Genomic DNA, 14694 nt, shown 5'->3' with positions numbered 1-14694 from the left:
TTATTTAAAATGTAAGTTGCATAAAGATATAATCATTGCAATAAAATAATAAGTGGTACCTATGGTTAGAAAGAATCTCAAAAAAATTAGTAAAAGTGAAAAACTAAAAGAATTTATCAAAAAATACAAAGTGCCGCCTGAGTACCTATCAACAAACAGGAAGATGGTTTCTAAAGCGGTTCTTATAGGCTTGTTTATCGCTTTTATACCGATGCCTATGCAGATGCTGCTGGTACTTGCTATGATGCCATTTTTTAAGTTTAACGTGCCTATAGGTCTTGCAATGTGTTGGCTGAGTAATCCTTTTACAATGCCGCCTATGTACTATATGGAGTATTTAACAGGTTCATTCTTTTTAGGAAGTAAGCCTTTAGAAGTTGAGATGACACTGGCATGGTTTAGTGAGAATCTTGATGATATTTTTATTGATCTTTATACAGGAACACTTTTTTACTCTGTTGTTGGTTCACTAACTGGATACTGGTTGGTTAATCATTTCTGGAGAGGCTCAGTTGAGAGAGATAAAAAACTTCATCGTAAAGATAGAAAGTCTTAAGAGTTTTTCTTAAGACCTTTTGTTTTTGCTAGTCTCTCATAATAAACCCAAGCTATTACTCCAACTAAACTCATAGCCAGACTCATAACTTGACCTTGAGTTATCATGTTGCAACACACATAACCAATTTGTACATCAGGAGCACGGTAAATCTCAGCAATAGCTCTAAATATACCATAACTAATAGCATAAACTAAAATAAGCTCTCCGCTAAATCTTTGGTATTTTCGATAAGCATACACAACTATAAAAACACCAAAACCTTCTAAAATTGCTTCATAAAGTTGTGAAGGATGACGTAGAACGCCATCTACTAAGATCCCCCAACTAACATCTGTTTCACGGCCTATAAGTTCTTGATTTAAAAAGTTACCAATGCGACCAAAGACAAAAGCAAGCGGTACACTTATAGCAACTAAATCCATTATCCCACCAAAGGCAACTTTGTGTTTTCTGGAGTATAGATATGTACTTATAAGAAAACCAAAGATAGCACCATGATAACTCATGCCTCGAATTCCTACAAATTCACCATTTTGAAAAGGGTTAAATATCTGCCAAGGATGAGATAAGTAGTAGAGTGTCTCTGTGTCGTAAAACAGGATGTAACCAAGTCTAGCTCCAAGTATAACACCTATCTCTACATAGATAAAATAGTTATCAAGTTCTTTACTTTTAAAGTCAAGCTTATCTCTTTTAATAAAGTACTTACCGATGTACAAAGCACTCACAAGCGCCAGAACATACATAATCCCATACCAATGAACTGGAAATGAGATTATATGAAAAGCTACAGGATCGAAGGTGTCATATATATGATTCCAAGCTGTCATCTATTTTCTTAATGCTTCTGCTATAAGCTCTATCGGGTTTTTAAATACAGTCTCAACTTCTGCATAACTCATAGACGCATTTATCTGCATTCTACATGCACTACACTCTGCACTAACAACATCTGCATGTGTATTTTTAATCATTGCAGCTTTTGGAACACCTGCAGCTTTTGCAAAGTGATACTTTTCACTCTGCATAGTTACACCACCAAAACCACAACAAACATTTGGATCACTCATCTCTACTATATTGTAGTTTTTACTGATTAAGTTTCTTGGTTCAGCATGAATACCTTGCATCTTCTTAGCATGGCATGGATCATGATAAGTTACGATTCTTGTGTCCTTTTTCTTAGATGCAAGAAGCGTTTCTAAGTGTGTATGATGCTGCAGCCACTCCGTAGCCATAAAGATTTTACCCTTTATAGCAGCTGCTCTAGCTTTCCACTCAGGCTGGTCATGAAAATAATGTTCATAGTCGATTTTAAGCATCGCAGAACAAGTAGCTTCAGGAACTATTATTGCCTCTACATCTTTTGAAAAACTCTCAAAGTACTCAATATTGAACTTTGCATTGTAATCAACCGTATCAAAGTCACCAGTAAAATATGCAGGAGCTGAACAGCACTTTTGGTCTTTTGCAAGAAATGCATCTATCTCTAAGTGACCCAATATTTCTAAGAGACCAGTTCCAACATCCTTGTAGTTGTAGTTACCTAAACAACCTATAAAAATAGCTACTTTTCTTTTCCCGCCATTATTAATATTTTCAGGATATGTATTTAAAAATGATGTTTTTCTGAGACTTGGAAGCAGTCTATCCGCTTTTAACATAGGAATAGAAAAGCGTGAGTTCATGGAATCTATGTCGGCTTTAATCTTAAATCCACAAGTCTGAAATACCCAGCCAAGTTTAAAAGCAAGATCATTCATCCAACGATGACGAAGCAACAGGAAAAAGGCTTTTTTATACCAAGCTATACCAAACTTTTTAGAAATATCAGAACGAACTTGCTCTATTACCATATCTGTAGGAAGAGACTTAGGACAGACATCTACACAGTTAGTACATAAAAAACAGCTCTCAAAGATGTCTTTTACATTTTTATCTAAGTCTAGTTTTCCTCTTTGGTAAGCACCAAGAAGGTCTAAAAAACCACGAGGGGATGTAACCTCATCGGCATTTACATTATGTATAGTACAAACGGGTATACACTTTCCACACTTAACACAGTCATCAGTGATATTAGCATAATCAAAAATCTCTTGAGGCGTCTTGCTCATTACTACACCGTTTTTGAGAATGCTTTTGAGCTTGAAGCATGTTTTTTCATATACGCGTCAAACGGCATCGCAATATTGCGTATAAGAAGTGTTCCTGTTTCACTACATTCTATAATATTTTCATCCATAGTTAAAAGTTCATCTTCTGCAAAAGGCTTAAGTGCTTCTATTGCATCTGCAAAATATGTCTTAAACTCTATGTTAAAAAGTTTTTCAAATCTTTTTATGTCAAGTTTAAAATTACTCATCAACTCCATAATCACATATTGTCTGATCTGATCATCTTCGTTAAGAACAATACCACGTTCAAACGGAAGTTTTCCAGCATCTATAGCTTCTTCGTATTCACCCATAACTTTAAAATTTTGGTTATAAGAGTCAACACCCTCCCCAATAGAAGTAAGCCCTACTCCGATTAAGTCAGCTCCACCTTTTGTAGTGTAACCTTGGAAGTTTCTATGCAGTTCACCCTTGCTAATAGCTTTAAATAGTTCATCTTCTGGTTTTGCAAAGTGATCCATTCCAATCATCTTGTAACCATGAGAAGTTAAAAAGTCTATAGTGTATTGCATAATCTGAAGTTTCTCATCAGGCAATGGAAGAGTAGTTTCATCTATCTTTCTCATCGTCTTTTTAAGCCAAGGAACATGCGCATAATTAAATACAGCAAATCTATCCGGATTTAACGTAAGAGAAAGAGCAAGGGTCTCTTTAAATGTTTCTAGACTTTGAAATGGAAGTCCGTAAATCAGATCTACATTTACTGATATCATATTATATTTTCTAGCTAAGTCCATTGCATATTTTGTTATAGCATAAGGTTGTACACGGTGTACTGCAATTTGTACTTTTTCGTTAAAGTCTTGAATACCAAAACTCACGCGATTAAAACCGGCTTCACTCATAACACGCATCTGATCTTCATCTATGTGGCGAGGATCTATCTCACAACTAATCTCAGCATCTGCGCGGAAGTTTGGAAAGTATGATTTAATCTCTGCGATTATTTCTTTAAGTTGTGCGGCACTAAAGAATGTTGGTGTACCGCCACCAAAGTGCATTTGAAGAACTTCACGATTGCAATCTACATGCTTTGAAAGTATTACCAACTCTCTTTTTAAATAGTCCATATAACGAAGCATTTTATCTTCTTTAGAAGTAAATACAACATTACAGCCACAGAAGTAACAAGCATTTTTGCAAAAAGGAAGGTGAAAATATAGGCTAATAGGGCGAGAAGAGTCTTGTGACTCTAGCTTTTGGATATATTCATCATATCCATAAGCGTCACTAAATTCTAGCGCAGTTGGGTAACTTGTATAACGAGGTCCTGGTTTTGAATACTTTAAAAATTTTGAAAAATCTAACATCTGTATAATCCATATGTAATTAATTACCGCGATTATCTCTAAACTTTACTAATAAACCTATTAAATCTATTTTTCAAACTCTCCGGCTAATCTTTTGTAAACCTCTGAAGTAGCTAAAAGTTCAGTATGATTTCCAGATGCAACTATTTTGCCTTTTTGCATTACTAAAATCTTATCAGCATGCTCGATTGTACTTAATCTATGGGCTATAGTGATAGTTATCTTATCTTTTGTGTACTTATCCAAAGAAGCTTGAATTCTTTTTTCACTTTCATTGTCAAGTGCAGATGTTGCTTCATCAAAAAGTAAAAGAGAAGAATGTTTATAAATTGCTCTTGCAATTGCAACTCTTTGACGCTGACCGCCTGAGAGATTAGATCCAAACTCTTCCATCATAGTATCTATACCATCACTAAGTGACGCTACAAAAGCAGAAGCATCTGCTAACTCTAAAGCATATTCTACTCTATTTACATCTATTTCCTGTCCATAAGCAACATTTGCTGCTAGCGAGTCTTGAAAAATATAAATTCTTTGAGTTACCAACGAAATATGATGCTTTAAAGAGTCATTAGTATAGCTTTTTATGTCTTTTTTATTTACCAAAACACTACCTGCATCTGGATCATAAAAACGAAGAAGCATGTTTATAAAGGTACTCTTTCCTCCTCCACTGTCTCCGACAAGAGCAATATTTTCACCTTGCTTTATTGAGATATTTATGTCATTGAGCGCATATGTGTTTTCATATTTAAGGGCTACGTTTTTAAACTCTATCTCTTTTATATCATCTTCTAAAAGCTCTTGACCATCTTTTATTTTACTTTTTGTATCAATTATTTCAAAAACTCTCTCACTAGCAGCCACTGCATCTTGGATTTTTGAATATATTGAACCGATGCGGCGAATTGGTTGAAAAACAAGTCCAACAGCAGTCAAGAATGCTGTAAATTCACCAACTGTCATATTTTCATTGTAAACTTCTCTACCGCCTACAAAAATGACTGCCGCAAGTCCAGCCGCTCCAATTATCTCCATCATAGGAGAAACTATCTCACCAACATAAACCGATTTCATATTTATCTTGAAAAACTGCCAGTTTTGCACATTAAAACGATCTAGTTCAAACTTTTCTGTTGCATTTGCTTTAATGATTTCACTGTTGTTAAAGACCTCAGTCAGCCTTGTTACAACGTCAGCATTTTTTGCTTGTGAGCGGTGAGAGTATTTTTTCAACTTTTTAGCTATTAAAATAAGTGGGTAAATGACCAAAGGCACTACAACAAGCGAGTAAAGAGCCAGCATTGGATTCAGGTATATAATATATATAATAAGAGCAACTACAGTTAATGATTCACGAAAAAGTTCTGGTAGCATATTTGATACAAAATATTGAATTCTGTTAATATCATTTGTAACACGTGAAATCAGTTCACCACTTCTGTTCATATATAAAAAACCCATGTCAAGACTTATCATCTTCTCAAGAAGTACCTCTCTAAAACGAGTAACTATATGAAGCCCAATATAGTTCATATATACTGATTGTACATAACGGCCAATGGCTTTTAAAAAGTAGATGCCAATAAGTCCTATAGGAATTAGAAGCAGCATCTCTTCTTTTCTATCAATAAACATGTCATCCATAAGTGGTTTCATAATATGAGCAGTAGCGGCAGTTGCACTAACGGTAAGAATTATTCCAATCAGAACTAGAAAATATTGTAATTTGTACTCTTTTATGTATGGGAAGAATCTTTTTAAAACTTTTTTCAAATATATCTCCATGAAGTAATAGCCGTATTTTACACTAACTATACTCATTAGAAATTAAACTTGTTATAATTACAAAAATTAACTCAAGGCAAACTCTATATGTCAGTAAAGTCTGTATTAATTATCCGCTGTGGGGCTTTAGGTGACCTAGTCTATGCGACAAGTGTAATCGATGCACTAAAACTTCAATTTGGTAATGATACTATCATTGATTTTGTCTCAACTCCAGGCAGTGGAACACTTTTCAATAAAGATTCAAGAGTCAATAGAGTTTTTCCTTTAAAGCATAAAAAAATACCTATTTTTCTAAGCTCACAAAAAAAAGAGATCATAAAAAACTCACAAAAAAAAGCTTACGATTTACTAATTAACTTTGAGAGTGGCAGACAGTTTAAAAGCTTGGTAAACGCTATCAATGCCACAAAAAAAACAGGATACTTTTTTAGCGATATGACAATACCAAAAGATGTAGTTCACATGGTAGATATTACAAAACTATCATTCAAAGATATCGTTAGTAAAGATATATTTAACAAAAGCTTTCCAAAACTTATTGGAACTCCACAAGATGAGTTAAAAAAGAAGTTTAATTTAAACGAAAAATACATAATTATCAGCCCAAGCAACTCACATCAAAAAAGAAATATCTTAAATTACCGTGCTTGGCAAAACAGTAGTTGGATAGAGCTAATAGAAAGATTAAGTAAAGAGATAGAAGTTGTAATTGTTGGAAATAAAGCAGAGGATGATTTTTTTAATCTTCTAAAACCATATCCAAATAATGTTGTTGATTTAGTCGCAAAAACATCACTTCCGGACTTAGTTGGTGTTATAGATAATGCTGCTGGATTAGTTGCAACAGACACAGGAACAGCACATATGGCTTCTGCAGTTGAAACTGAAATCTTCGCACTAATTGGCCCAACACCAGCATATGAAACAGGACCATACCAAAGTCCTACTAACAAAGTCCACATTTTAAGTGCAAACTTGCCATGCTCACCATGCTATAAAACTGAAGTTATGAAAAACTGCAAAGACAATATTTGTATGAAGAATATAACTGTAGAAGAAGTCTATAACAGCATAAAATCAGCAAGTATAGTGTAAAATCCATTCTTAAATTAATCTATAGGTACAAAGCAATATGAGAAAAAAGATATTAGTAACTGGTGGAGCTGGATTTGTTGGAAGTCACCTTTGTGAAAGACTGGCAAGCGATTCTAACAATGATGTATATTCACTGGACAACTATTTCACTGGCTCTAAAGACAATCATGTAGCGAATGTAACTTATATAGAAGGTTTAACAGCAGACATCGACAAATTAATTGATTTCGCACCAGATATGGTTTATCACCTTGGGGAATATTCAAGAGTTGAACAGAGCTTTGATGATATTGAAAAAGTTTGGAAATTTAATAAAGACGGCATTTTTGCAGTTCTGGAGTTTGTCAGAAAACATGGATGTAAAATACTTTATGCCGGAAGCAGTACAAAGTTTGGAGATGGTGGGTTAGGTAGAAGTGCTAGCCCTTACGCTTGGACAAAAGCTACAAACACTGAACTTGTACAAAATTATGGAGCTTGGTTTAATGTTCCTTATGCGATTACATATTTTTATAATGTATATGGATCTAGAGAAATACAAACCGGAAAATATGCAACTCTGATAGCACTGTTTAAAGAGAAGATGAAAAATGGCGAGCCTCTTACAATAGTCAGTCCAGGTTCTCAGAAAAGAAATTTCACTCATATCGACGATATTATAGATGGTTTAGTTTTAGTTGGTGAAAATGGCTATGGAGATGAGTTTGGCATAGGAAGTCCTGAAGCATACAGCATCAAAGAAATTGCTGAAATGTATGACGGTGAGATTCAAATGCTGCCTGAGAGAAAAGGTAACAGAATGACTGCGGATGTAATATCGGCTAAAACTGAAGCTCTTGGATGGAAACCAACTAGAACTATTAAAGAGTATATTGAAGAGTTGAGAGCTTATAATTGGAAATAATTAAAAGTCCTACAGCTGTCATTTGCTTATCGCCATATCGTGGAGGTATGGAGCTGGATGCAATATCTTTTTCAAAAAAGCTTGCTCCACATATGGAAACTGTTTTAATTGTTAAAGAAAACAGTTTTATGCACGATAAACTCGAAAATGACCAAATTATTACTTATGAAACAATAAACTTTTCCAGATCTTTTAGCTTATCTATTATAAGCACTACTAAAAAAATAATTAAAAAATATGGCATTAAAAATGTAGTATTTTTTGGTGCCAGTGAACTAAAATCTCTATATTTTGCTTTTTTAGGGCTTGACATCAATCTTATTATCAGACACAGCACTACAAAATCAACACCAAAAAAAGATTGGTTTCATAAACTAATCTATAGTAATGTAAACTATCATATTTCAACTTCAAAACATTTAGAGCGAAACGTAGAATATATAATTCCTTTTGGCAAAAATTCCAAATCACAAATGATATACTCTTCATTTTCATTTAATGAACCAAAACACATAGAGCACGATGGAATAAATATAGTTCACACGGGAAGAATTGCAGATGCCAAAGGTCAGACTGATGCGATATTAGCTTGTAAAATATTAATTGATAATAAAATAGACTTCAAGCTATTTATAGTCGGTGGTTACGATGATGAGTATAAAGAAAAATTTTTAAAGTTTTACAAAAATATTGATTATAAAGATAATATAGAGTTTGTAGGATTTACAGATAATGTAGCCCAATATCTTAAAAAAGCAGATATTTTCATGTTCCCAAGTTATGGGGAAGGTTTAAGCCTCTCATTTAGAGAAGCCTTAGCAAATAACTTGATATGTCTAACGTATGACAATACTTCATTCCCAGAACTTCAGGACTTAGGATTAAAATTTCACCTATGCAAAGATAGAGATATTGAAGATTTAAGTAAAATATTATTATCAGTTTGTAAAAATATAGATGAAGAAAAACAAGCTACAATCAGTAACAACAATATAATACAGACTGTCTTCTCTGAAGAAAAAGAGATAGCACAATACTTAGAAATTTTAAAGTAGAATAGATATGGTACTAACTATAATAATTGGTAAGAATAGTAATTTATCTACACATTTAAAGAACACTATAGAAAATACATTTTTAGTATCATCATCAAACATACAAGCTTTAAAAGCAATTGATGTTAAAGACTATAAAAAAATCAATATTATATTTAATCAGTTTCAAATTTCTACAAAACTATATGAACTAGAAAGTCCAATAGACTATATCAACAGAAGTATAGTAACTACTGCTGAAGTTTTAGAGTATATAAAATCTAACTCAATTCAAATAAATAAAATAATTTACACAAGCAGCAGTTCTGTGTATGGAAATAATATTTCTTGCTCAGAAAGCAACGAAACACATCCATTAAGCCTTCACTCTTCATTAAAAGTTGCGAATGAAAGATTGATAGAAAAATTTTGCTCAGACAATGATATTGACTACACTATAACTAGAGTTTTCAATATGTATGGAGGAGATGACAACTTCTCTGTTATCTCAAAGATTATAAATTTTTACAAAAAAAATGAGACTTTAACGCTTGTAAACAATGGTGAAGCAATAAGAGACTTCATTCATATTGATGATGTAGTTCACAGTTATATAAAAATACTAAAAACTAAAAATACACCAATTATAAATATAGGAACTGCCGAAGGTAAATCAATCTTATATATATTAAATTATTTACGAAAAAACTCTATAGAACTAAAAACAAATGAAATTTTCAAGAAAGAGTTAATGGTTTCTATATCTGAAAATAAAATACTGCTTAAAATAATTGGAAACTACTCCTTTAAAAAAGTAGAAGAGTATATCTTAGAAAAAATTAAATCTGAAAATGGAATTAATTAATGTTTGCAATAGCGATGAATAAAATAAAAGAAGACTACTTCATAAGTTATATTTATTTATATATCTTTTTAATGCCATGGAATTTTTCAAATGGTCAAATGGGTGTTTTGAGCATTATTTTACTTATCTGGTGGTTAATTATTGGTAAAAAAAGAGAATATTTTTCAAAATTAAAAATAATTTTTGAATTTAAACCACTACTATTAATCATTTTATTTTTTGCATATTCTTATCTCTCACTTCTATGGACAGATAACTTTGAAACAGCTAAAACCGCTTTAAAATATTATAAATACTACTGGATCATGATACCTGTTCTTTTTACAACATTAACAAAGGAGCAAGCAAAAAATGGGTTATATGTATTTGTTCTTAGTATAGGAGGGTATGCTCTCTTCTCAATTTTAATATATTTAAATGTACTACATGTATTCCAAAACAATATCTCTAATCCAAGAGGAATATTATCTTACTCCATAGTAACCATATACATGGCAATTGGAACCCTATCTTCACTATTAATATCGTACTATAGTAAATCAAATGCACTAAAAACCATTTTTTTAATTATTACATTTTTATCATTAATAGGACTGTTTATAAATAATGGCAGATCAGGCCAGCTTTCTTTTTTTATAACAATATTTTTTCTATTTATTATATACAGAAAAAATATTCTTAATATAAAAATTCTTATTACTATAATTATTCTTATATCTACCAGTCTATATCTATTAAATAGCTTTAATAAAATAGATAAATTTAAATATGGAATCAATGAGCTCAAAGAAGTTCAAAATAACAATTTTTCAGGAAGCTGGGGTGGTAGAGCATATATGTGGTTTGCAGGAATACATATAGTAAAAGAAAACCCCATATTTGGTACTGGAGCTGGAGACAATATAGATGAATTTATTAATTATACTAAAACTCATCCAAGTGATTCTACGTGGTTAAGGTCATTTCACAATCAACACCTTGACACCTTAACTAGATATGGAATAATTGGGTATATATTATTGTGGAGCAGTGTCTTCTTACTTTTATACTATTTACGGGACTTAGAATTATTTTTTACAATTGGAATTGTATTTTTTTCTATAACATTTTTTTCTGGTATCTTTGATATTTTGTTGCTAATGAAACCATATAATACAATTTTTATGTTGATATTTTTACTATTATCAATAGTTGTTTACAAAAATAAAAGCATTAATTCGTCTTCTGTATAAAGATAAAATATAATTCATATACTCTATTTAGAAAAATTATCGTGACTATTAAGTCCTTTTTTACATACAAAAATATTATCTGATCTATTTATTTTCATTTTCTCAAGCTCCATTTCCCATGGGATGTCTTTTCTAAATCCTCTTTCATGATAGAGATGAAATATATTGGCAACATTTTTAGCTGATTTTACTTTTAAGCCTAAACCTTTAAACCGCCACTGCAGATCAGTATCATCACCTACTGCAGACTGTCCATATCCTTCATCGTATCCGTTGATGGCTAACATATCTTTTTTAAAGCATGAATAATTGCAGCCGAGCATATTAGTACTTCTATTGCTGTTTTTCAAAAAGTTATTATATATAAACCCATCTGGAGAAAAATAAAATCCTGCTTCAGCATGTCTCTCTATAGCGTCCTTTGCAATAAATGGAAACCTCCATACAAATGACTTTTCCAACTCAAATGGAGTCATCTCTTTTGACCTTAGCTTTTGTGCATACCTTGGACCTAGATTACATCTTCTGCCACTAACAATATATCCATCTTCAGCAAGTTTAATATGTGACTCAATAAAAGTTGAATAAGGGATACAATCACCATCAATATATACAAGATAGTCTCCTTCACTAGCTATAATAGCATTATTGAGTGACCTCATCTTTCTTATACCACTATCTTCTTGGAATGTATGCTTTACTTCTATACCTTCAATTGAACTAACATAATCTTTCATCTCTTTAGAGTTATTATCTTCTGCGATTATAAACTCAAAGTTTTTGTATGTCTGAGTTTTTAGAGCTTGCACTATTAAATCAAGAGCTTCAATATCTTTATAAACAGCTACTATTAAACTTACTTTCATTTCATTTCTTTATTTATTGTTTTAAAAATATAATCTATTCTCTTCTCGTCTGTATGAAAGTCTTTCATCTTTTGTAATCCAGATTTTGCTATCTCTTCTCGTTTAGCATCATTTTTCAAGTAAAAATCACAAAGATCTTGTAAATCTGATAAATCATCTTTAAAAAACACAACATCTTTTTCATGCTCAAAATTATCAGGTATAACAATCTGAGGTTTTTGACTAAGCATAAATGCACCGACAGCCGGAGTTTCCCAATAACGCATTGTATCCCAGCCACCACCTCTGATATTTATGATTATTTTACAGTCAGCTAATTCTTGAAGATAGAATGAACCTTTTCTTTTATATTTGCTAAATTTCTGATTTCTTGTAGTACCATTTTCTTTACAGTCATACATATTCTCTAGCATATCTAATGCTTGAGTCCTTAATGTGTGTGATTCAACAGCCCAAAATGAGACATCATATTTATGGTCCGTTGGAAGAGATGGTAATCTATCAAAGTTAAAAGACATTGGAAGAGGTGCTACATTTGAATCATAAACTCCATCAATCAAATATTCTCTTTTAAATGTAAAGTCAAAAGGGCGAACAGATAATGCTTTTTCATACAAATCTGGTCTTTTATAAGCCACCAAGTCTATCCCTACTTTATTGCCATCACCACCATCTATAAATATCACAGGTACATGTGAAGGTATCTTATGTGCTATTTCAATATAAGTCTCAAATGCCTCTACTTTACATGCACCAATAAAAACATAATCAATTTCACTAAAATTAAAACTTCTAAAGATTGAACTAAATAGTGAACCTTCAACATAACCTATATTTTTTGGATATTTTTTATATGGAACATGATATTTTTTATTCCATCTATAGTCTATAACATTATTTAAACCAAACTTTTTTACAAGTCCAGTATATGTTAAATCTTGAACATAATCTGCGGTAGGTGTATTTATGTACAATATTTTCATAAATTCTCCAAAATAATTTTTAATTTTTCAAACTGTTTCTCGCTGTAAAACTTCTCATCAGCTTTGAGTTTACCCTCTTGTGCAAGATTCTTTCTTAAAGCTTTATCATTAAATAGTATTTCTATCTTTTTAACTAAATCATTTGAATCTTTAGTTTTAAATAGCAGTCCATTTTCATTATCATCAATAATCTCTAAAGGTCCGCCACTGTCACTTCCAACTACTGCTATTTCACACTGCATAGCTTCTATTAAAACGAGTCCAAAAGTCTCTCTATCAGTTGCGAGAACAATCACATCACAGACCTGCATAAGCTTTTGGACTTCTGTGGTAAAACCTGTGAATACTATTCTCTCTCTTATACCGTCTTTTTCAATACTGTTTTTTAGAGACTCTAAGTAAGTATCATTCATTGCATGACCAACAATAAGGGCCTTAGCATCTATCCTTTTGCTTGCAAGCTCTTTAATAGCATCTATTACTAGATATTGCCCTTTACCCTCTTCTATTCGGCCTACTATTCCAATAGTGAATGATTTTTCCAAATTATATTTATCGCGTAAAGTCTCTTTTTCTTCATCACTTATTATTTGAGGTTTCTCCGCCCCCATATACAAAACCTCAACCTTTGGTCTTATATCCCTTGGTATAAAGTTTTCTATCTGCTCTTTTACTTGATATGTAACGGGAAGCATTAAGTCCATATTTTTATATAAAAATCTATGATAAAAATCATCTTTAAATCTTGTCATAGTCATATTTCTAGTTTGAACAAGGTTAGGCTTTTTCTTTGAAAGAAGTTTTGCTAAAACAGCTACCGGAATATCTTTCGTCCAGTGAAGATGAACTACATCGATGCTATTATCGTCTATAATTTTTGCCAGTTTTTTTGCAGTTAAAAAAGAAAGTAAGGTTGAACTTCTTTTTATTTTTTCATACTTATATTCTGTATCTTTATAGTACTGTTCTAGCTTTCCAGACTCATTTATAACACTTATAACATTTGCTTTGTCATGTAAAAAATGTGATGCACGAACCATATAAAGTTCTAACCCACCCAAATCAGGGGATAAACAAAGCTCTAAAATATTACTATTTTTCATTTTCTTGCATCTCTAACATAATCACATATTTCATATAACTGTTATAAGCAGATGCAAAAGCAACATGCCATTCATGGATGCCGCCAAAGATTCCACCTTTTGATATTAGACCTTTAAACATGGCACCTGCTCCGTGAACAAATGGGTCATACCATGAAGCTCTTTTGCCCTCAGCGTATCTTACTTTTGCCAAGTTTACTGCGAATCTATCCGCTTTGCTAACCAAAACTCCAAAGTTTTCAAAAGAGTAGTGAAGCATATCTATATCTAAATCTACGAAATTATCAGTCTCAACTTTTCCATGTTCACCGATAGTGTTATATCCACACTTAGATTTATTGTAAAGTCTAACAACACGGTCTGGATACCATTGCTTTATAAACTTTTTTCCTATGAAACTTTTACGGCGAAAAGAGTATGCATCAGCATCTCCGTTTTCATAATCGAAATTTTTAAGATACTCGACAGCTTCCTCTTCAAGTCTCTCATCAGCATCTATACTTAGTATCCACTCATTTGTAGCGAACTGCTCACAAAAAGCTTTTTGACCGCCATCACCTAAATACTTTTGTTCTATTACCTTAACACCTAGTTCTCTTGCAATTTCACAAGTTTCATCACTACTAAAAGAATCAACAACTATAACCTCGTTACAAATTTTCTGAACATTTAAAATTACTTCACGGATGTGTTTCTTCTCATTTAATGTTATAATTGTTGCTGTAATATTTTTTTGCATATATACTCAATATTTTTTATTTAATTTTACCACAAAGTA

14 protein-coding genes are annotated in these 14694 nt (G+C 32.1%); 6 read left to right on the top strand and 8 right to left on the bottom strand.

Going from position 1 to position 14694, the window contains the following annotated elements; genetic code table 11:
- The first annotated feature begins 61 nt into the window (after positions 1-61).
- Entirely contained in the window at positions 62-556 is a 495-nt protein-coding gene (locus SMGD1_RS09905; RefSeq protein WP_008336609.1) for a DUF2062 domain-containing protein, read from the top strand.
- Here SMGD1_RS09905 and lgt read toward each other — a convergent pair.
- The 4 genes from lgt to SMGD1_RS09885 form a co-directional block, all read right to left on the bottom strand.
- Positions 553-1389, bottom strand: a complete 837-nt coding sequence (gene lgt, locus SMGD1_RS09900) for a prolipoprotein diacylglyceryl transferase (protein ID WP_008341255.1) — start codon at positions 1387-1389, stop codon at positions 553-555. The genes SMGD1_RS09905 and lgt overlap by 4 nt on opposite strands.
- A complete protein-coding gene (locus SMGD1_RS09895) occupies positions 1390-2673 on the bottom strand; it encodes a (Fe-S)-binding protein (protein ID WP_008336865.1) in 1284 nt (427 codons plus the stop codon). It lies immediately after the preceding gene.
- Between the two features lie 2 nt (positions 2674-2675).
- Positions 2676-4043 carry an oxygen-independent coproporphyrinogen III oxidase gene (gene hemN, locus SMGD1_RS09890; RefSeq protein WP_008336729.1) on the bottom strand — a complete coding sequence of 456 codons (1368 nt, stop codon included), beginning with the start codon at positions 4041-4043 and terminating at the stop codon, positions 2676-2678.
- A 66-nt stretch (positions 4044-4109) separates the two neighbouring features.
- Positions 4110-5831 (bottom strand): ABC transporter ATP-binding protein, encoded by a 1722-nt coding sequence (locus tag SMGD1_RS09885; RefSeq protein WP_008335512.1) that lies wholly within the window; start codon positions 5829-5831, stop codon positions 4110-4112.
- An 87-nt stretch (positions 5832-5918) separates the two neighbouring features.
- Here SMGD1_RS09885 and SMGD1_RS09880 point away from each other — a divergent pair, with 87 nt between their 5' ends.
- From SMGD1_RS09880 to SMGD1_RS09860, 5 genes are read left to right on the top strand one after another with little or no spacing between them, the layout of a single operon-like run.
- On the top strand, positions 5919-6929 hold the full coding sequence (locus tag SMGD1_RS09880; protein WP_008335728.1) for a glycosyltransferase family 9 protein: 1011 nt from the start codon (positions 5919-5921) through the stop codon (positions 6927-6929).
- Between the two features lie 37 nt (positions 6930-6966).
- Positions 6967-7833 (top strand): NAD-dependent epimerase/dehydratase family protein, encoded by an 867-nt coding sequence (locus SMGD1_RS09875; protein ID WP_008335157.1) that lies wholly within the window; start codon positions 6967-6969, stop codon positions 7831-7833.
- Between the two features lie 47 nt (positions 7834-7880).
- Positions 7881-8888 carry a glycosyltransferase gene (locus SMGD1_RS09870; protein ID WP_008335079.1) on the top strand — a complete coding sequence of 336 codons (1008 nt, stop codon included), beginning with the start codon at positions 7881-7883 and terminating at the stop codon, positions 8886-8888.
- 7 nt (positions 8889-8895) lie between these two features.
- Positions 8896-9732: an NAD-dependent epimerase/dehydratase family protein gene (locus SMGD1_RS09865; protein WP_008335058.1), complete on the top strand. Its 837-nt coding sequence runs from the start codon at positions 8896-8898 to the stop codon at positions 9730-9732.
- Complete coding sequence (locus tag SMGD1_RS09860) at positions 9732-10964, top strand: O-antigen ligase family protein (protein ID WP_008336660.1); 1233 nt, start codon at positions 9732-9734, stop codon at positions 10962-10964. Before SMGD1_RS09865 ends, SMGD1_RS09860 begins: the two co-directional genes overlap by 1 nt.
- A gap of 23 nt (positions 10965-10987) precedes the next feature.
- On the opposite strand, the gene SMGD1_RS09855 is transcribed toward SMGD1_RS09860, so the two are convergent.
- Genes SMGD1_RS09855 through SMGD1_RS09840 form a run of 4 tightly spaced genes read right to left on the bottom strand, consistent with a single transcriptional unit; the run spans position 10988 to position 14655 of the window.
- Positions 10988-11830, bottom strand: a complete 843-nt coding sequence (locus SMGD1_RS09855) for a glycosyltransferase (RefSeq protein ID WP_008336293.1) — start codon at positions 11828-11830, stop codon at positions 10988-10990.
- Positions 11827-12813, bottom strand: a complete 987-nt coding sequence (locus SMGD1_RS09850) for a glycosyltransferase (RefSeq protein ID WP_008341252.1) — start codon at positions 12811-12813, stop codon at positions 11827-11829. The genes SMGD1_RS09855 and SMGD1_RS09850 overlap by 4 nt, the downstream gene beginning before the upstream one ends.
- Positions 12810-13916: a glycosyltransferase family 4 protein gene (locus SMGD1_RS09845; protein ID WP_008335627.1), complete on the bottom strand. Its 1107-nt coding sequence runs from the start codon at positions 13914-13916 to the stop codon at positions 12810-12812. Before SMGD1_RS09845 ends, SMGD1_RS09850 begins: the two co-directional genes overlap by 4 nt.
- Complete coding sequence (locus tag SMGD1_RS09840; RefSeq protein ID WP_008335440.1) at positions 13906-14655, bottom strand: glycosyltransferase family 2 protein; 750 nt, start codon at positions 14653-14655, stop codon at positions 13906-13908. The genes SMGD1_RS09845 and SMGD1_RS09840 overlap by 11 nt, the downstream gene beginning before the upstream one ends.
- Positions 14656-14694 lie beyond the last annotated feature (39 nt).

Source organism: Sulfurimonas gotlandica GD1, assembly GCF_000242915.1.
In the GTDB taxonomy this organism is placed as follows: domain Bacteria; phylum Campylobacterota; class Campylobacteria; order Campylobacterales; family Sulfurimonadaceae; genus Sulfurimonas; species Sulfurimonas gotlandica.
This window is presented reverse-complemented; position numbering and strand designations above follow the sequence as displayed.